Below are 20,252 nucleotides of genomic sequence, written 5' to 3'. Positions count from 1 at the left end.
TGGCTACGGGTTCGAACCGACCGCCGAGGTACATATATGTCGAGGACAAGAGCATATACGCTTAACAGTAGCATAACTGCGGCTTTTTTTGTTTTAACGATATATGTTCTTGTCAAGAGTCAATGACAAGAACATATATCGTTTGCCGATTTGGGACAAGAACATATGTCGTTTTCAGTGATTGAGAGATCTTCTCAATATGGATCACTTGCCTCACGTACGGTTTGATGAGGAGGGGCAGAATTTTCTGCCCTTTACTCTAGTAGAGCCGCACTTAGGGGAAGGAAAAAGCTTAAATTTCAATCAAGGGCTCATGTTTAGCTTGAAATGGGAACAATTTCTGAGCCGTCTCGATAAATGTTTTTACCGCAATGGTACAGTCCTCCACGGGACCGGAGGCGATGTGAATATCCCGGTAGGCCTCAGGAGACAGACGCTTCAGCGCGATGCCTTGAGGAAGGTCCAAAAGGGATAGCTCGGACATTACAGCCAAACCTTCGCCTTCAAGAACCATTTGGAGCGCGGTTCTGTAGTTGTAGAGAATGTACTCTACCTTTGGCGCCTCCCCGGCACTTTCAAACCACTTCAGGACAGGAGGTTCGTAACCAGCTTTGCAAATCAGCATGGGTTCCTCACGCAAATCTTTGGGGCTAATATCGCTCTTCTCATTTAGCGGGTGATCGTCTCTCATGACCGCATATATGCCTTCCCGGTAAAGAGGGGAAGAATGGGTGGTTTTATCCGAGGGGATGAGCAGGCCAACATCGATTTGCCGGTTATCCAGCCATTCCTGTACATCTGCAATGGTACCTTCCACGATGCTAAATTCCAGCTTTGGATAGTGTTGTTTGATATGGCTGATCAGTTTCGGAACAAAATAAGACGCAGCGACCGGGAAAGCGCCGATGCGTACGCAGCCGGTTTCCATTCCATTTTCGCTGGCGATTTCCTGGTCAATTTTATCATACCCTTGAAGAATCTCCCGGAAGATCCGAACGATTCGCTCTCCGACTGGTGTGAGGGCAACGCCGTGACGACGGTCTCTAATAAGCAGCGTTACCCCAAGCTCGCGTTCCAGGGAAGTGACTGCACGGCTGACAGCCGGCTGCGTCATATTCATTTTTTCCCCGGCAGTCGTAAAGCTTCGGGTCTCCGAAATAGCGACGATCAACTGCAGAAGAGACTTATTCATACCAGATTTGATATCTCCTTCATGACATATATTCATTTTATTTATGACCAAGTTTATTGTAACATGTTTATAGAACAAGAAAAAGAACAGTAGAGAACTTAACCAGGCCTTAAACGAGGCGTTGTAGTGACCTGGGACCTGGAATACAGTGGGGAGAGGAGTATGATTATGAAAGCGAAAGCATGGCTTTTTCTAGTATTGGCGAATTTGTTTTGGGCGGGGAACCTGATTTTCGGCAAATCGGTTACGTCCGATTTCCCGCCGATCTGGGCCTCCTTCTTGCGGTGGACGATTGCAGCCGTGGTGTTGATTCCGATGGCGCAACTGGTGGAGAAACCGAACTGGCTGAAGGTATGGAAAAACAACTGGGGAATTTTTCTATTCTTGTCGCTGGTGGGTGTCGTGTTCTACACGCTTCTCACTTACACGGCACTCCAGCACACCTCATCTACAAACGGCAGTCTGATTAACAGCTTGACTCCGGCGGTCATGATTGTGTTGTCCCTGCTTTTCCTGAAAGACAAAATTACCGTGTGGCAGGGAGCGGGAGTGGTATTATCTTTCCTGGGTGTACTGACGGTATTGACTAAAGGACATCTGCTTGGCGTATTTAGCACGCATTATAACCAAGGAGACGGCATTATGCTGTTGGCGGTTTTTTTGTGGGCCATCTATTCGATTATCGGCAAAAGAGCGCAGCATCTTCCTCCGATTACGTTCGTTGCATTTACAGCTTTTATTGGCGTCGTTTGCATGGTTCCGCTGCTGTTTATTCAGCCGGTGCATACAGAGCACATCACTGCTTTCAGCATTACAGGTATCATCTATTTGGGTTTGTTTCCTTCCATCGGGTCATTCCTGTTCTGGAACCAGGGCGTCAAGGAACTTGGACCGGGCAAAGCCAGCATAACGATGAATTTGATGCCGATTTTCACCGCTATCCTGTCTGTGATGATAGGTCAGGAATTGCTGGTCTCCCAGATCGTTGGCGGCGTTATCGTCATTGCGGGCATGCTGCTGTCGGCTAACCTGATGGCCCGGGCGGGAAGAGACAAAGCCAAACCGATAACCAAACGGCATACTGACGTGGCTTAAGGTATTTTTGGGTGGGCAAGTGAACGCCGCTTATTTACGGCTTTTTTTTATCCAAATATACTGAACAAATACAAATTTGATTATCATTTTTCTCATGAGCGGAACTTTTGGTATACTGGGAACAAACCAACCAGGAATGGGTGTCGAGTAATGAAAAATGAAGATATGCTTGCGGTGCTGAAGGCTCTGTCAAATGAGACCCGTCTTAACATCCTTTGCTGGCTGCGGGAGCCGGAAAAGATGAATGAGAATTTGCCGAACGTCATTAAAGAAGAGTTCCCGGGCGGTGTCTGCGTGGGAAGCATTCAGGAAAAATCCGGTCTGACGCAGTCGGTCATCTCTTCGTACCTATCCTCTATGCAGAAGACCGGATTGCTGGAGTCCCGCCGGTATGGCCAATGGACCTATTACAGGCGCAATGAAGAGGCGATCGCCGCTTTTTTGGAGGACTTTGCGAACGGGCTGCAGGCGAAGAAGAAGTAGCCCCCAAAAGTTTTCTCCGAAGGGCTTGAATTTTCATCTGTTCATCTATATATTTGAATATATAGATTAAAATAAAAACTTTTTCATTATTAGGAGGAGAGAATAAGATGACCTTATCCAAAACAGCAGCGGCTCTGTTCAACCCTTTTGAAGGCGGACGACTGAAGCTTGAAAATCGTATTGTCATGGCCCCGATGACCCGCGCCTTTTCGCCGACAGGCGTTCCAGGTCCCAACGTAGCCGGATATTACCGCCGAAGGGCGGAAAACGGTGTCGGACTCATCATCACCGAAGGAACAGTCATTAACCATCCGGCTGCGGCTGCTGACCACGGCGTTCCGCATTTTTACGGGGAGAAAGCTCTGGAAGGATGGGCGGCCGTCGTCCGCGAAGTGCATAAAGCCGGCGGAAAAATCGCTCCGCAGATCTGGCACACCGGCACGGCCCGCGAGAGGGAGAAATTCCCGGATTCGAATGTCGACCCGATTGGACCATCGGGCCTTAGCTTGACCGGCGAGCCGGTATCCGAGCCGCTGACGCTCGAGGAGATTGGCAGTCTCGTTCAGGCTTATGCCCAGGCCGCTGCCGACGCGAAGAGCATCGGCTTTGACGCGGTGGAGATCCACGGCGCGCACGGCTACCTTATTGACCAATTCTTCTGGGACGTCACCAACAAGCGCACGGATGAGTATGGCGGCGACCTGGTTGGCCGCACCCGATTCGCAGTGGAAGTTATTGAGGCGGTGCGAGCCGCGGTCGGCCCCGACTTCCCGATTATATTCCGCTTCTCCCAATGGAAGCCGGTTAATTACAGCGCAAAGCTGGCAGCAAATCCAGAGGAGCTGGAGCGCTTCCTCGCACCGCTCTCTGCGGCAGGCGTCGATGTATTCCATGCTTCCACGCGCCGCTTCTGGGAGCCGGAGTTCGAGGGTTCAGACCTCAATGTGGCGGGCTGGACGCGCAAGCTGACCGGCAAGTCGGCAATTACCGTCGGCTCCGTCGGTCTGGACTCCGACTTCACCAGCCTGTTCGAGGAGGGCAAAGGCGGGCAGACTGCCGGAATCGACAACCTGATCGAGCGTCTGGAGCGTGGGGAGTTCGACCTTGTCGCCGTCGGTCGCGCACTGCTGACCGACCCGGCATGGGCGGCCAAGATCCGCGACGACCGCACTGAAGAACTGCAGCCATTCACGAGGGAGGCTCTTGCCACTCTGAGCTGATTCTCGCTGAGTGCCGTGCTGCAGCAGCCGGCTCAACTCCAAATAAGCCATCGAAGTTAAGGAATAGGATTTAATTTGTTGGGAATTACATCCGACTATATACCAAGAAACAATTAACATTCATTCAGGGAAATCATTTCGGTATGTATCCATAACCGTACTCGAAATCTTCCACTAAAGGAAAAGGCGTCTGACTTAAACCGTATATTGACCGACAGGTCAATATACGGTTTATTATGCTAAGCATGCATTAACGCTACTTTTTGCCACTGACAGGCTTTACGATCCTTGTTGTCAGTACATTCAAGGCATCCCGAACATCACGTGCAAATTCCAATGGACGGGCGTTTTTTTCAAAATGAATGTACCAAAGATTTGGATTTGTAAATAACCAGTGATTATGCAAGGCTGTCACTTTAATGCCATGGCTGCGCAGCCGTGAAATAAAAGGATTGATTTCCGCTGTTAAAATAACGGTTTCTCCTAAACAGAGCGCTCTCCCATCACGACCGATACTTTCGAAAGAAAATGCTTGCGGAATGGTCAGAAAAGATCTTGATCTTTTGCCCAGAATTCGTGGCCGAATGTTGTTCCTCACTGTAGAAGCTGTACAAACCCCGTTAATTATCATAGGCTGTGCTCTTAGAATGGAAGCAAATTGTCGGCAAAGCGGGCTTATTGCCATGAGCGTATCCCTCTATCACTTGTAGTCGAAATAGGTTACGCTACAGGTGCTGGTTGCGAAACCGACATGAGTCCAATTACGCAAAGAACAAAGCCAAATCCAATTATAGAAAGGGCAATACTTAGACTACGGAAATACTGCCCTTTCACCTTGATCACCGGCGCTGACTCGCTTTAAGAAACCCAGCCGAAGTCCGAATCGATTTTGTTGGGCAAATATCCAAACCAAGACGATGTATGCCTCATATATTGGGTAAACGCCCGACGATATGTCACGCGGACTATTATGGCGGTTAGGTTAAAGTTGATTAATTTCTGGGTTTAATAGTGGGGGATGAAATTCATTTCAAATAAATTCAAATTAATAATAATGGTGAATTTAATTCCGGCCATAGTAAAGTCAAGATCCTATTATTGAAACAAACAAAATTAGATTACTGGATTGTTACTTGCGTTTCGCAGATGCTTTTGAGCTTGAGTCCGGAAGAAAGGTCGAAACGGGTTCATGTAGTTACGGACAACACGCTCTTTGAAACACCGATGATGATTCAGCACGTCGCGAAGAGCCTAAAGGCGATTGAAAATGCATCTGCTGCACAAAATCTACCGATCGTCGTTCACACGGCCGTTCCTGAAATGACGGGCATTCCGTAAGCCCTCAAGCGATCGCTGCTTGAGGGCTTATTTATTTAATTGCCGTTATACAAGGCCATGATTTGAGAAGCGTTAAGCGCCGAAGTGTAGAGTTTTACGTCGTCGATCGCGCCGGCGAAACGGTCGGAGGGCACCGAGCGGTCCAACGCTCCCGCGGACATTCGGTTCAAAGCGGGCAGCGCGACCGCGTTCGTGAGAGCAGCCTGAAGAACGCCGTCGACATACAGCTTCGAGCTTGTTGCGTTCTCGAACACGCCGGTTATCAGATGCCACTGGCCATTGTTGACGGGTCCGCTGGAGAATATCGTGGTCGACGATCCGTTGCGCAGGTCAAGGAAAGCCTTGCCGACCGAGTTCATGCCGATCCGGACGTACTGGTCGAACGCTGTTCCATTTCCGAGAAACTGGATGGTCGAATTGGCGGAAGAGGTCGTCTTCACCCATGCGGACAATGTGAACGGATACCCGGATACGGACGCGGTGTCCCTTCGCACGACGTCGTCCATGCCGTCAAATTGCAGCGCGCCGCCTCCGACCGGCCCCGCCACGGCGTTCGAACCGAACGACAGGCCGTTCAGCAAGGAGCCGCTCAGCCCATTGCCGCTGGAATCGCTCGCAGCAACGCCGGAAACCTCGTCGAACTTCCACCGGATGAGAGGAGCGTTCACGGAGGTGACGGTCCAGTTGCCGAAATCGTAAGCGTAGCTTTCTCCGCCATGGTTCAACGTCAGCGTGTTTCCGTTGTAGTCTTGATGCATATAGGGGCTGTCCATGAGCGGCCAGCTGCCGTAGGCGACCGCCTGACCGTTCAGCTTGCGGTTATTGTTGTAAACTCCGGTATATTGATAGGTGATGTCCATCTGATCGCCGGATAACGTCGTGTAGATCAGACGAGGGTTCGTTTCGTCCAAGTGTGAAGCGTCGATCGCGGTATTCGCCAGAATGTCGTCTTTGAAGCTGGACAGCTCATTCGCCAGCCGATCTTCCTCCGGCAGCGACGCCTCCCCGGCGAGAGCGTAATCGCTTGCGGGGACGACCTCCAGAACGACGCCGTTCTTGTTGTACTCGCTGCGCAGCGTCTTGAACGTCTGCGAATTGATCGTGCGGTCCGCGGCCCACGTATAGCCTTTGACCGGTTTGACCGCAAGCATCGTGCCGCCGCCGTGGATGAATACCCATCCGGAATGCTCCGCGATTTGCTTCGCGGCTTCCGTGGAAATCGGTCCTTCGATATACTGCAGGATCGGATTCGTGCCGTCGATAGTGCCGCTGGTCGGGATCTTATAGACGCCGATCAACGCTCCGTTATGCTGCATGACCTGCTCATAGATGGTGGCGCCTTTGTAATCGCCGGCCAATCGGGGATGCGTCATGAAGAAGGTGCTGCCTGGTTCCTCGGAATCCCAACGGGCGAACCAGCGCCGGGCTTGATCCGCCCATGCGAGATTCTGCACTTCGACTTGGCTGGCCAGGCCGAATTTGTCGGTGATATAGCTGTATTTGCTCGTGCGCGTATTCCAATTTCCGTTCTCCTTCTGGACGTAAGGCACGCTTCTGTCCTGGCCGATACGTTCCAGGATGGCGGGCATCCGGTACGTACTCGTCGCGTTCGACACGGCATAATGGGCTTCCGTGGCATGATCGCTCAAGGACGTTGGATAGCTGGGCGTTCTGCCTCCCCAAAGCAGCCAGTTCTGAATCGTGGAAGCTGCTCCTTCCTGGGGTGTCACGCTGACGGGATATACGCGCAAAGTCGAAGATACGTAATAGCCGTTCGTCCACTCCGCGCCGATATTGGCGAGCATCCATTCCAGTGTCATTTTCGCTTTCATCCGAAACGCCGGATCCTGTACGAATTCGGCCAGCAGCATCAGGCAGTTGACGGTCACGGCATTGTAGGAGGGAGAGTCGTATTCCGCGAGCCCCTTGTGCACGTATTGGTCCATGATCGCTTCCAGCTCCGACTTGTTGCCGGCCAATTCGACCGAAGCGTTGGACCAGTCCGGCCATGTCTGCGCCACCAAGTATCCCGCCGTCTTAAACATGAGCTTGTGATTCTCGGTGGAACCATTGGATGTGTAATAGGTCACGTTGGCGCCCGTCGTCAGATCGGTTTTCACTTTGGCCTTCAGGGCGCCTGAATACAGGTGCCCAAATTTCAGGTACGTTTCGATATTGTTCACATAGTAGAACATGGAGCCGGGATGGCTTCCGTTATTCAGCGAATCTACCCAGGAGAGCGCGGTGCTGACGTTCGTGTTCGTGGCAAAACGGGCCTGCGCGTAGAAGAACCAATGGTTGTTCATGTTGGTCGGCGTCGTGGAGGCGAAGACTGACAGCAACTGCTCGGCCCGTTCTTCGAAAGTGTCCGTCGCCGCCCGGGCGGCGGGAGACGGAAGAATTGCGGCGATAGGAAGCGTCAAAGCCAAAGTCAGAAGAAGCAACTTGCCGAACCTCATTCGGTCCGTCTTGCGATGCTTGAAGAACATGGTACCTGTCCACCTCTTTCGCTTATTTGGAAAGCACGTGACCATCGTAGTGAATATAAAGCGCCGTTCATAGTGCGGATCCTGAAGATTTCGGTGTTGATACCGCATTTCGGCGCCAAACCTGAGCAATGAATACCGATTGCTGAGGTTTCAGAACTATCACGCGCACACCTCCACTTTTAAAATAAGAAGCACAACAGGAGAAATGAGGGGGAATCATCATGGGAAACCGTTCGAGCCGGAGAATCATCTTTTGGAAGCTGATCGCGTTCTTCGTCATGCTATCGTTCGTGACCGTGATCCTGCTGACGATTATTTTCAGGAACATCTATATGGATGCGACTTACCAGGAAGTGACCCGGGAAACGCGGAACAGCTTGAACCGAATATCCATGGACATCGGGAAACTGAATGAAGAAGTGGATTACATTTACATTTCCGTCATTTCCAATCCCGCGGTGGAAAACTTCCTGAACCGGAAGACGTGGGATCCTTATGAGGAATATAAAATGAGATCGGAGTTCTCGCGCTTCAAGTACATCCACTCCAAAATCCATTCGATGTATATCTACAGCGGCAAAATCAACTATTTCGTCTCCACCCAGACGGGCGGAATGGATTATGCGGGCTTTCCTGACCGGGAAATCATCCATGCCGGCCTCAAGCGCAAGCTCGTCGTGTCGAGAGAAATCGCCGGCGGTACGGAAGCGGGCCGCAAGGTGGTGTCTTACGTTTATACGAAATTCGGGGCGGACGGCAAGACGGTCGAGAACAGCATCGTCATCAACGTACTCGACTTTTCGGAATTGAATATGTTGGGCTCCGGAGAGAACCTGAAAGTTCTGCTCATAGATCAGGACGGCGGCATCGTCTCTACGGACGCGCAAGAACCGGTCGCCTCCATAACTCGCGATCCATCGCGCCGTCAAACGCTGCTCGGATCGCGGCAATCGCCGGAAAGCACGAAGGTGCGTGAGGGAGGGCGCGAATATATCGTAAACCGCTTGGCCCTGGAGGATTCGAATTGGTCGCTGGTCACGATTCAGGACCATGACGAAATCACGGGATTCGTCCGGGAGCAGACGAACCAGATTCTCTATATCGGCTGCGGGGTTCTGCTGCTCAGCGCAATTCTGATCGCCTTCATGGCCAGAACGATTTATTCTCCCATTGACCGCTTCATCAAGCGGATGACGAAGTCCGAACTGGTAAGAAAGAAAAACGCCAACGGCAAAAACGAATTGGACTATATCATGGATGGAGTCGTCGACATGCTCGATCGCATGAAGGAGCTCTCCGACCATCACGAGACGAGCAGGAAAGAGCTGAAGACGAAATTACTTCAGCAGATTCTCTCGGGATCATGGAATGAGAGCTACGTTCGGGCCAAGGCGTCGGAGCTCGGACTTCAGGACGATCCCGTGATCCGAAGAGTAGCTTTGCTGCGGATCGACGAATACGGCAAGGTGAAAGACGAGCACAAGCATCTTTACGAAGCGACGGTTGATCAGATCGTTAAGGATACGTTCCACGGCAGGCTCGAAGCGGAATCCGTGACGATGCCGGGCGGAAATGTCGCTGTCATCGCAAGCGCCGAAGAGCCGTCGGATCCGGTCCTCTTGCGAAGCTTGCTGACCGAAGTCCAGCGCACCGTGTTCAAGGCGCTCGGCCGCAGCCTGACGGTCGGCATCGGCCAGCGGGCGGAGACGCTGCGGGAGCTTGCCTGTTCATATGAGGATGCCATGAACTTAAGCAACCAACGATTAACCGCCGGATATGGACGGATTTTCGACGAAGAAGGCGTGAACCGGGAATTCGTAAGGCAGCATCCTTATCCTCTTGAGGTCGAGAATGCGCTGATCGACTGCATCAAACTGAACAAGGAGACCGAATGGACCGAAACGCTGGAACGGTTGGAAGATGAGCTGCGTCATTATACGTACAACGGTGCCCACCTGATTTTGCTGCAATTGGCGGTGGTCTGCATCCGAACGTTCAACGGCATCATCGGAGCGAGCCGGGGAGGCTTCGAGATGCAGGATTACTACCGGGAAATCGACCGGCTTGAGGTGATGCGGGATTGGAAGGAATGGTTTCAAGCGCTCTTCGCCCGTTACCGTATCCGGATCGAAGAGATGAACGCGCAAAGAAACAGCGGCAAAGCGACGAAGATGATTCAGGAAGCGCTGGAATATATCGAGGTTCATTATTCCGATCCTAATTTGAACGTGGATTCGATCGCCGAGAAGTTCGGGTACTCCGCCAATTACTTCGCCAAGCTGTTCAAGGAAACGACCGGGGCGTACATCAATGACCATATTCGCGGCATCAAGATCGGCCGGGCCAAAAACCTGCTGAAGGAAACGAAACTTGCCGTGAACGAAATCGCCGAACTGACCGGTTATCTCAACAAAAACTACTTTTTCTACGCCTTCAAGAAGGATACGGGCATGACGCCGCTCTCTTACCGGGAATTGAATAGTGTGTAGCCGATGAATCCCGCAGTCCCCCGGCGGGATTTTCTTCTGCCCCCGCAGCCGATTTCCGCATCATCGCGCCTAATCGATGTGGATCGTTGGATATATGAACCGGGTTGATTAGCATTCGAAGTCGATGAGGAGGAATCGTTGTTGCCGGCGGAGGCCGGATTCAGTAAAGTGAGATCGTCGGAAATGTAAGCGCTTTATAAAATGACGGAAGGAGTTGAGCGAATGAATGTTCTCAAAGAAATCGGCAAGAACCGAACGTTGTACCTGATGGCTTTTCCGGGTCTTGCGCTGTTTTTTCTCTTTAATTATCTGCCCATGGCGGGTGTCGTCGTCGCTTTCAAAAACTATAACTTTTCCTCGGGACTGTTCGGGAGTCCGTGGGCGAAGCCACTGCTCGGCAATTTCGAGTTTTTCTTCTCTTCCGACGCTTTTTGGAGAGTGACCCGCAATACGCTGGCGTTGAATTTTTCATTTATCTTTTTCGGCACGCTGCTCGCCCTGGCGATCTCCATCCTGCTGAACGAGGTCCGATTCCTCAAAGTCAAGAAGGCGATCCAATCCGGTATCCTGCTTCCGTACTTCATCTCCTGGATTGTTGTCGGCGTGTTCGCTTACGCGTTGTTCAATTTCGATTACGGGATGGTCAACAAGCTTCTGCAGCTGTTCGGCATTCCCTCTGTGGAATGGTACAACACGTACGAAGCTTGGCCGATTATCATGACGGCGATCAGCGTTTGGAAGACCGCCGGATATACGAGCATTATCTTCCTCGCGGTGCTGGCCGGAATCGACCATACGTATTACGAAGCCGCGGACATAGACGGCGCCGGCAAATGGAGCAAGATCCGTCATATTACGATTCCCCATCTGATGCCGACCGCCACCATTTTGACGCTGCTGGCGATCGGAAGAATCATGTACGCGGATTTCGGGATGTTCTACGCGATCGTCGGAGAAAATTCGATCCTGTACCCCTCGGCTGACGTTATCGACACTTACGTCTACCGGGCGCTCCGGAAGCTGGGAGACGTTGGCATGTCATCGGCGGTCGGACTCTATCAATCCGTCATCGGCTTCTTCCTCGTCCTGATCAGCAACCGCGTCGCCCGCAAATACCAGAACGAAGGAAGCATTTTCTAAGGAGGGATCTTCATGCGCACACAATCGGCTGCCCGCAGTGGGATGCAAGTCTTGCTAATCGCAGCGCTCGTGCTGATCGCTTTGGCTTGCGTCGTTCCCTTCGTCCTCGTGCTCATCGCTTCGTTCACGGACGAAAGCGAGTTAATCACGGAAGGCATCGGCTTCTTTCCCGAACTGATCAATCTTAATGCTTACAAGCTGCTGTTCTCGGACGCGGGGAAAGTCGTGAACGGCTACAAAATCACCATCCTGGTCACGGTTTTCGGCACCGCGCTGAGCCTGCTCGTAAACGCCATGCTAGCGTATCCGTTGTCGAAGAAATCGCTCAAGTACCGCCATATTCTGGCTTTCTATTGCTTCTTCACCATGCTGTTCAGCGGAGGGATTGTGCCGTGGTACATCATCACGACCAAATACCTCGGCCTGCACAATAACCTGCTGGCCCTGATCGTGCCTTACACGGCGAATGCTTGGTACATGTTCCTGATCCGCAACTATTTCAAGTCTTTGCCGGATGAAATCGGAGAATCCGCCTCGATCGACGGAGCGGGGGAATGGAGGATTTTCTTCCGGATCATTCTTCCGCTGTCCATCCCCGCTCTCGCTTCGGTCACGTTGTTTATCTCGCTCTATTATTGGAACGATTGGTGGCTCGGCATCATGCTGAACGAGGAGAAGAGCTTGATGCCCTTGCAGCTGCTCCTGCGGGAAATCGTATCCAACGCCCAATTCGCGCAAGGAGAGAACGCGACGAGACTGATCGGCAACGAAACGCTGCCGACGGAAGGCATCAAGTACGCGGCCACCATCATTACGATCGGCCCGATCATCTTTCTGTATCCGTTCCTTCAGAAGTATTTCGTTAAGGGCTTGATGGTAGGCGCGGTTAAAGGCTAGGCCATACCCTGTTCCAAGCAGGTTGGCATATACGAAAAGGGAGGAATTCCATTGAAGAAGAAGTTTAGGGGGTTATCGCTATGGCTGCTGTCCGTCTTCGTGCTTGCAACCGTAATCTCGGGTTGCATGGGCTCCAGTAAAGAAGAGCCTTCCCCAACGGCATCGTCTTCCGCCCCGTCGAAAGAAAACGAATCGGCGAGCGGCGATGCCAAAGCGCCGCTTGAAGAAGTGACGCTCAAAATTCATTTCGTCGGAACCGAGCCGCCGCAAGCCAAAGAGGTGTGGGCGAACGTGGAGCAATTAAGCAAAAGTGTCCTGAACGCGAAGTTCAACGTCAGCTTCATTCCGTGGACGGACTATCAGGATAAGCTGAAGCTTCTGGCGGCCTCGGGCGACGACTTCGATCTGTATTTCGACGCCAACTGGTTCATTTTCCCGACGATGCTGAAGAACAATTCGCTGCTGCCGCTGGATGACCTCATGGATCAATACGCGCCGAATCTCAAGAAATATTTGACGGACACCCGCAACCTGGAATGGGCCAAGGTGAACGGAAAAATAATGGCGATTCCGACCGACAACCCGTCCACGCAGCGGGCTTACCTGACAATCCGGGAGGACCTGCGCAAGAAATACAACATTCCGGAAAAGATGACAACGATGGAAGATCTGGAAAACTACCTCGACATCGTGATGAAGAACGAGACCGGTATTCTTGCGCTGAACAATGTTACGCAAGGGATCAACAACTGGGATAACGCCATGAATGCGCTGGCGACAAAGTACAGCTTTGACAGGGAGTTCGGCCAGGGCAACTTCGACTTGACCTACGATCTGAACGACCCCAAGGTGACGATCGTGCCGCTCGAAAGAACGCCGGCTTTCCTGGAAGCATCCAAGATTCGCAAGACGTGGTATGACAAGGGCTGGATTCCGAAAAATGCGATGAACGCACCGAAAGAAGCGGTTAATGGAGTCGATTCGGGCAAATACGCCGCGGCGATCAGGGGCACGGAGGACGCTTACCGCGCACTGAACGGGCCGGGCGAAAAGAAAGGCAATATGATGTATCCCGACAGCAAGTCCTCGTTGTCAGGGGCGATGGGCAACATCATGGGCATCAACAAAAACGCGGCCAATCCCGAGAGAGCGATGATGTTCCTCGAATGGATGAACGCAAGCCAAGAAAACTACAATTCAGTCATGTACGGAATCAAAGACAAAACCTACGTCATCAAGCAGATTGACGGCGTCGATACGGTGGCCTATCCGGAAGGAATGGATGCCAATAACGGGTATTTGGAATGGAACGGCCGCTGGGCGCTCTGGAGATCGCAATGGAGACTGCCGTCCACGTTCGACACGAACCAAGCGTTAACCGAAGGAACGAAGGCGGACGTCGAATATCCGAATAACGTCATGCCGCCTGTCGCCGGCTTCAATTTCAACACGGAGCCCGTCAAGATGGAGCTGGCCGCCAGACAGGCCGTGTACGACGAATACGGCAGGAAGCTTCTGTTCGGCATTACCCGGGATGTCGAGAAGGATGTGAACGCCTACATCGCCAAGATGAACGAGGCCGGCACCGACAAGATCGTCGCGGAGCTGCAGAAGCAAATCAACGATTTTTTGGCGGCTAAAGGCAAGTAAGCAAGGGGGAGCGGCGGACTTAGTCGCGTATTTGGCGGCGGTCCGCCGTGATTTTTCGGAACTCGCAATCAGGATAAATTTGGTATAATGGAGGAGCGAATGACGACGGCAATCGCCCTTGGGAAGGGTGAGGTATTGCCCCGACTGGAGGTACACCCATGCATCAACTGTGGCCGAAGCAATCCTTTTTGCGAATCTTCCTCTTGATCGCCATATCGTTTATGCTGCTCGTGACTCCGTTTTCCCTCTATTTATCCTATCTCTTTTCCGACCATGCTTATCAGGAAATCGACCGTTTCAACGAGCAGATGCTGATGCATACGCAACGGAACATCGAATTTCTGGCCGACCAGTTGAAGAACTACAGCCTGAACATCTATCAGGACGCCCATATCCAGAAATGGTTTCAAGCAAGCGAAGACGAGAATAAAGGCATGCTGCAGAACGACGCGTTGATCGCCTTGACCAAGTACATGACAAACGAACCTTTCATTCGCTCGGCTTATCTGGTAAATACGCGAACGAGCAGCGTCATCGACTACAGGTCCCGTAAATACACGTTCAAGGAGTTCCACGACGCGGCTATTCTCCGGATCATCAGGGAGAGGTCGGACAGGTTTCTCCAATACATTCCGCACGAGGTCGATGGGCAAACGTATCAAGCCTTGATCGTGCCGTCTTCCCGCCAAGGAGTCCAGTACAACGGATATTTGGTCCTGCTGCTAGACCGTGTTTCTCTTGAGGAGTATTTGCTTCAGAACAGCGAAATCGAGGGAATCGAGACGTTCGTCGTCGGCGCGGACGGAGGAATCGTTCTCGGCAACGTCCGTCCGGAGCTTGCGGACAAATTGAAGCGGATGCCCGCAGGGGAACTCGGCCGATACGAAACGTCCGTCGACGGGCAGAAGTGGTCCGTGAACCATGCGAAGGTGCCCTTGGAAGATTGGACCGTCTATTACTTGACCCGCATGAGCAATCTCACGAAGGAAACCGGCAAGGTGCAGCGGACGCTGCTGTGGTGTTCCGCGCTGATGTTTCTCCTGCTTCTGGTCATTCTGTTCTGGAACGCCCGGTTCACCCATCGCAAGTTTCAATTGCTGGAGAACCGGATGTCGGAATTGCGTCAATTCGTCCACAGCCACAAGGAGATTATCCGCATGGAGGCCGTCCGGCAATGGCTGCTCCAAGGCAAGCTGAAATCCATCAACAAGCAGGAGTTGGCCGCGGGAACGAGCCTGCTGACGCACGACCGCTATTATGTCGCCGTACTCCGGATCGATCATTACGGGAAGTTCTGTGAGAATTACAGCTTCGATTCCCGCAACCTGCTCAAGTTCGCCATCGTCAATATCGCGACGGAGGTGGTCGGCCGGGGCGGCAGAAGCGCAGTGGGGGTCGACTTCGGCTCGGACCATCTCGCATTCGTGATCGGCAGCAACGAGAGGGCCGCGAACGAGCTTGTCCCGTCCGTTCAGGAAGCGGCTAACCAGGTCCTTTATTACCTGAAGATCGAGACGATCGCCTCCATCAGCGGGACGCTCGATATCAATGACGATTTCCACCAGGCGTATAAGCAGGTGTTGGAGCTGACGCTGCTGAAATTCCTGACCGGGGAGAGAAAAGTATACGAGGAGAAGGATTTAGGCGCGTATTCGGCGCTTGTGCATTCTTCGGACAAAGACGCGCTGCTGAATCAGTTCCTGGAGGCCATTCGGTTCGGCAGGAAGGAGCAGGCGGAAAAGCGGATTTCGGAGCTGGTCCGGCATCTGCAGGGTCTTGCCTACGAGGATTGCCGATTCCAATTGAACCTGCTCTTCTACCGGTTGTATCGGTCTTTCGGCCATTTGACTTCCTTGGATTTGGATTCGAAGGCGGGAATTCAAGGCTTCATCGACCGGTTCGGCGATCTCTCGGAGCTGGAGGACTGGCTTGTCCGGGAGTCGGATTCGATCATCCGGCAGCTCAGCCAGAGCATGAATCGGTCAAGCGGAGTCAAGGAAGAACACGTGAAGGAAATCGTGACTTACATTCACACCCATCTGCACGATCCGAACCTGTCCGTGAACGATATCGCGGACCACGTTTCCTTGTCCGTCGGTTATCTCCGTCAGCTGTTCAAAGACCATCTCCAAGTGACGGTTGCCGATTACATCCTGATGTCGAGGATCAACTACGTCAAAGAACTGATGGAGACAACCGGTTCCTCGATCACGGAAATCGCCGAAATGGCAGGGTTTCTGACCAAGAGCCATTTCTTCACCGTATTCAAGAAAGTGACCGGCGTCACTCCGAACGAGTATCGCAAATACGTGAAAGTCCGGCAGCCGGACTCGAACGGAGGAAACGGATGAAAGCGCGGATGAAGCGGGTGCTGGCTGCGGCCTCCATTTTCCTCCTCATCGCGGTAACGGGGTGCGCGCCGGCCCCCGAAGCGCCGGACCGGGCGACCCTGAGGATCGTCATTCCGGGAGAACGCCCGCAGAGGATGGACGCGGTCATTGAGGAAGCCGAGAGAAGGATGAAGGGCGGCTTAAACGTCAGGCTGGACGTGGAATTCGTACCTTGGTCGGACTTGGCGCAGAGAACGCAGCTTCTCCTGAAGACGGGCCAACCCGTCGATCTGATCTTCGATGCTCCGTGGCTGCATCTGAATCAGATGGCGAGCGCCGGATACTACGAACCGCTGGACGACCTGCTGAAGAGGTATGGCCCGGAAATCATCCGGACAAGACCCAGGAACATGTGGGAAGCCAATACCGTGGGCGGGCGCATCATGGCGATTCCGCTCGGCGCCTACCAGTCGGGAACGCCTTCGAACAACCATACGTATCTGGTCAGGCAGGATATACGCGAGAAGCTGGGGATCCCTCCGATCAGGACTTATGAAGAGCTTGTGGCGTTCGAATACGGCGTGAAGGAACACATGCCCGGGATCGTTCCTTTCTCGACGAACACGGCTGGCGATACCGGGGAAGCGAGTTTCCGGTTCCGATTCCATTATGATGCGTACATTCGGTCCACGCCCGCGCTCGGCCAGAGCGTTGTGCTCTATTACAAGAACGACGACGGCCGCGTCTACAACCTGTTCGAGCGGATGGAACCGGTATTCTGGGAATACGTTCTCTATGCCCGAAAGCTCTACCTCGACGGGATCATCGATCCCGATATCATGGCGGCCAAAGGCAGCTACAACTTGTTGAAATCGGGGAAGCAGGCCGTAGGCACGTCGAACGACTTCGGCGTCTCCGGCGATCTGCAGTTCGAGCTGGCCAAACGGGTCCCGGGAGCAAAGCTGGAAGCGGTTACTTTCTACCGTTTCTCGCCCGGGATCCATCTCTCCAATTTCGTGCAGGGCAATTTCATCGCCGTGCCTGCCTCAAGTAAGAACAAGGAATTGGCCATTCGGTTTCTCGATTGGGCCAACCGGAAGGAAAACTACGAATTGCTCGCGTACGGGATCGAAGGGGAAGATTGGGAGGATGCGGGAGAAGGGCTGTATCGGCCGCTTGGCGACGGGTATCCTTGGTTTCCGTTCGCCTGGATATGGAATCCCGAGCATGATCGTCTTGACGCGACCCAGGGAGAAGAGGCGCTGCGAGCCAACCGGTTCATCATGGACAGCGGCAACTTCCGGCGCGACAAGCTCACGGGTTTCTCATTCGACAGCAGTCCGGTCGAGGGCGAATTGACCCAATACCTGATGCTGGAAGCCCGTTATTACGGCGTGCTCATGAACGGCGCCGCGGACCCGGACCGTATCTGGAACGAGTTCAAAGCCGAAGCCGGGACGTATGTCAAATCCATACAGGTCGAATTGCAGCGGCAGATCGACGCTTTTCTCGCCTCCCCGCCCCCGTCGATCGTACGGTAAGCGAAGGAAAAGGGGCGTTTGAAAATGAACACGGAAAGCCATATCGGCAACGAGCTCTACCGCATTCAGATCGAAGGGAGCCAGGATACTCTCTGGTCCTACCGGCTGGAGTCATCCGGAGAAACCTGCGCCGTGAGTCCGCCGGTCTTCGAGATCGACGGTCGGATTTGCGCGGCGGCCATTTCGGAAATCAAGGAAACCGTCATGCTGGAATTGAAAAACGGGTCCCGGGAATACCGGCTGCGAGGTTCCTTTCAAGAGGATGAACGGCTGCAGTTGGAAATCGTCTTTCGCGTCGCGCCGGGAAATCCGGTCATGCGGTTCCATTATCGGTTGCTTGCCCGCGAGGCGCACCGCCTTACGAAGCAGGCGGGAGAAGACAACATCGTGTATGCGCGGATCAGCTTCGGGGGATATGGACGATTCCGGGAGATCCGGCTGGCGGATTTCGATGAGTTCACCCACCAATACGGATTGACGGAGAATGAGCTGGGCGAAGCACATTTTGATAACGGGAAGATATTCACGGGACCGCTGACCGTTGCGCTGGGCGACAGGCATGCCGCATTGCTGGCATACGAGCACGGTTCGCAATCCACCGATCTCTACGTCGGCTTCCAAGCAGACGCTTCCCGGCAGCTCACCCTCCTGGCAGTGAAAGGGAATTATTGCGACGGGGACCGAATCGATACGGATCAGGGTTACCGCACCCTCTGGATGCAGTTCGCGGCCGTTCAAGGGGATGCCGCTGATTTGGCCGAGGTGTATCGTGCGTTCGCGCTTCGCCATTTCAGCGACAATGCTTCCTCGCGAAGCCCGTATATTTTCTACAACACTTGGAACTTTCAGGAGCGCAACCGGTATTGGAACAAACAGACTTACCTGGCTTCCATGAATCTCGGTCATATCTTAAGCGAAATCGACGTCGCTTACCGGATGGGGATCGAGGTCTACGTCATCGATATGGGATGGTTCATCAAGTCGGGCGATTGGGACATCAGCTTGGAGCGGTTCCCGGACGGGCTGGATCTCGTGAAGGAAAAGCTCGATGGATATGGCATGAAGCTGGGTCTGTGGTTCGATCCGAAAGCCGTCGCGCTGTCCAGCCGGTTGTATCGGACGTTTGAGCATTGCATCGTTTCTTGGGACGGCGTCCGCGAAGCTCCCCATCCGATCTGGGAGACGGAGGAGAGCGTCAGGATGTGCCTCGTCAGCCCGTTCGGCATGGCGTTCGCGGATAAGCTCATCGAGTTGGCGAAACGTCTCGGGGTCGTGTATTTCAAGTGGGACGCGATTAGCCAGTACGGCTGCAACGATCCGGGCCACGACCATGGCGACGGGAACGCCACGGCGGAGGAAAGAGGCCATCGGTTCGCGTTCCAACTCCCCCTGAAGCTGGTCGAAATCGCGAAGAAGGTCTCGGAGGCGATCCCCGAAGCGATCATCGACTTCGACGTGACCGAAGGATACCGGTGCGTCGGGCTGTCCTTCCTGGAAGCGGGAAAGTATTTCCTGATCAACAACGGACCTTATTATCCGAATTTCGATTTGCCGAGAACGGATCCCGGCGAGTTCTATAATTACAACGTGTTTTTCCAGCCGGGTCCGGCGCGCAGCATGCTCTGTCGATCAGCTTACGCATATGACAAGTGGATTCCGTCCGTGCTGTTCCTCGTTCATTACTTTCCGGACGACTTCGCGCCTAATCAGAACATCAGCGTCGCTTCCCTGATTCTCGGACATAATGGGATATGGGGAGATTTGCTTGGGGTTTCGGAGAAAGGCGTGGAAAGAATCGGCCGTTTGCTGGGGCTGTATAAGCAAGTCAGGGAGGATATCACGGCCAGCTATCCGGTGACGGGCGGGGGAGCGGGCCGTACTCCGGAGACCTATGAGAAAATCAACGCGGAGAACGGACGCGGCGTCGCGGTGCTGTTCGCCAGCTCGTTCGGACAGCCGTTCGACCGGCCGCGCCCGGTCAAGATCACGTATGTCACGAGCAATCCCGTCGATAAGAAGATATGGCATCCGTCCAATGTGGAAGTGAGATTCGATTCCAAAGGCCGCGCGGTGATCGAAGCTTCCTTCACGGACGCGGACGCGGCGATCGTCTTCTTCGGCGTCGACGACGCCTTGTGAGTTGCGGAAGCTGTATCGGAAATCCGTCTCAATATGCGATCAATGATTATTTGCTAATGGAAATGACTTAAGCGAACAAAAGCTCTTGGAGCCCGCAGCCGGGTTCTATGAGCTTTTTGCTTTGGCGGTAATGAAGATACATATCTCTCAGCCGAACATCCCTTTTCAACGTATGGCATCGCTCATATGGCGGCACATGTCAAGATACCATAATCCTCTTGGAACCACCTATAGCGCGGAAGAAAGGAC

At 53.2% G+C, this 20,252-nt stretch carries 13 protein-coding genes; 10 read left to right on the top strand and 3 right to left on the bottom strand.

The features are described from left to right. Positions 1–292: 292 nt before the first annotated feature. A complete protein-coding gene (locus tag VN24_RS22655) occupies positions 293–1,192 on the bottom strand; it encodes a LysR family transcriptional regulator (protein ID WP_045672273.1) in 900 nt (299 codons plus the stop codon). A 168-nt stretch (positions 1,193–1,360) separates the two neighbouring features. Between VN24_RS22655 and VN24_RS22650 the strand changes: the two genes are divergently transcribed. The 3 genes from VN24_RS22650 (at position 1,361) to VN24_RS22640 (ending at position 3,990) form a co-directional block, all read left to right on the top strand. Then, on the top strand, positions 1,361–2,287 hold the full coding sequence (locus tag VN24_RS22650) for a DMT family transporter (RefSeq protein ID WP_045672272.1): 927 nt from the start codon (positions 1,361–1,363) through the stop codon (positions 2,285–2,287). 150 nt (positions 2,288–2,437) lie between these two features. Then, positions 2,438–2,770 (top strand): ArsR/SmtB family transcription factor, encoded by a 333-nt coding sequence (locus tag VN24_RS22645; RefSeq protein ID WP_045672271.1) that lies wholly within the window; start codon positions 2,438–2,440, stop codon positions 2,768–2,770. Positions 2,771–2,877: 107 nt separating this feature from the next. Further along, positions 2,878–3,990: an NADH:flavin oxidoreductase gene (locus tag VN24_RS22640; protein WP_045672270.1), complete on the top strand. Its 1,113-nt coding sequence runs from the start codon at positions 2,878–2,880 to the stop codon at positions 3,988–3,990. Positions 3,991–4,246: 256 nt separating this feature from the next. On the opposite strand, the gene VN24_RS27145 is transcribed toward VN24_RS22640, so the two are convergent. Further along, complete coding sequence (locus tag VN24_RS27145) at positions 4,247–4,675, bottom strand: DUF1259 domain-containing protein (RefSeq protein ID WP_082084036.1); 429 nt, start codon at positions 4,673–4,675, stop codon at positions 4,247–4,249. 688 nt (positions 4,676–5,363) lie between these two features. After that, positions 5,364–7,817: a LamG domain-containing protein gene (locus VN24_RS22630; protein ID WP_045672268.1), complete on the bottom strand. Its 2,454-nt coding sequence runs from the start codon at positions 7,815–7,817 to the stop codon at positions 5,364–5,366. A 221-nt stretch (positions 7,818–8,038) separates the two neighbouring features. Between VN24_RS22630 and VN24_RS22625 the strand changes: the two genes are divergently transcribed. The 7 genes from VN24_RS22625 to VN24_RS22595 all read left to right on the top strand — a co-directional run bounded on the left by VN24_RS22625 (position 8,039) and on the right by VN24_RS22595 (position 20,003). Then, positions 8,039–10,306, top strand: coding sequence for a helix-turn-helix domain-containing protein (locus VN24_RS22625; protein WP_045672267.1), 2,268 nt, complete (start codon positions 8,039–8,041; stop codon positions 10,304–10,306). A 222-nt stretch (positions 10,307–10,528) separates the two neighbouring features. Further along, positions 10,529–11,446 carry an ABC transporter permease gene (locus tag VN24_RS22620; protein WP_045672266.1) on the top strand — a complete coding sequence of 306 codons (918 nt, stop codon included), beginning with the start codon at positions 10,529–10,531 and terminating at the stop codon, positions 11,444–11,446. Between the two features lie 12 nt (positions 11,447–11,458). Further along, on the top strand, positions 11,459–12,343 hold the full coding sequence (locus tag VN24_RS22615) for a carbohydrate ABC transporter permease (RefSeq protein WP_045672265.1): 885 nt from the start codon (positions 11,459–11,461) through the stop codon (positions 12,341–12,343). A 51-nt stretch (positions 12,344–12,394) separates the two neighbouring features. Continuing rightward, positions 12,395–13,993, top strand: a complete 1,599-nt coding sequence (locus tag VN24_RS22610) for an extracellular solute-binding protein (protein ID WP_045672264.1) — start codon at positions 12,395–12,397, stop codon at positions 13,991–13,993. Between the two features lie 158 nt (positions 13,994–14,151). Beyond that, on the top strand, positions 14,152–16,344 hold the full coding sequence (locus VN24_RS22605) for a helix-turn-helix domain-containing protein (protein ID WP_045672263.1): 2,193 nt from the start codon (positions 14,152–14,154) through the stop codon (positions 16,342–16,344). After that, positions 16,341–17,864 carry an ABC transporter substrate-binding protein gene (locus tag VN24_RS22600; protein ID WP_052703095.1) on the top strand — a complete coding sequence of 508 codons (1,524 nt, stop codon included), beginning with the start codon at positions 16,341–16,343 and terminating at the stop codon, positions 17,862–17,864. Before VN24_RS22605 ends, VN24_RS22600 begins: the two co-directional genes overlap by 4 nt. A gap of 24 nt (positions 17,865–17,888) precedes the next feature. After that, positions 17,889–20,003 carry an alpha-galactosidase gene (locus VN24_RS22595; RefSeq protein ID WP_045672262.1) on the top strand — a complete coding sequence of 705 codons (2,115 nt, stop codon included), beginning with the start codon at positions 17,889–17,891 and terminating at the stop codon, positions 20,001–20,003. Positions 20,004–20,252: the final 249 nt, after the last annotated feature.

It is taken from the genome of Paenibacillus beijingensis (assembly GCF_000961095.1).
Taxonomy (GTDB): domain Bacteria; phylum Bacillota; class Bacilli; order Paenibacillales; family Paenibacillaceae; genus Paenibacillus_O; species Paenibacillus_O beijingensis.
Note: the sequence above shows the minus strand (reverse complement) of the source record. Positions and strands in the feature narration are given on the sequence as shown.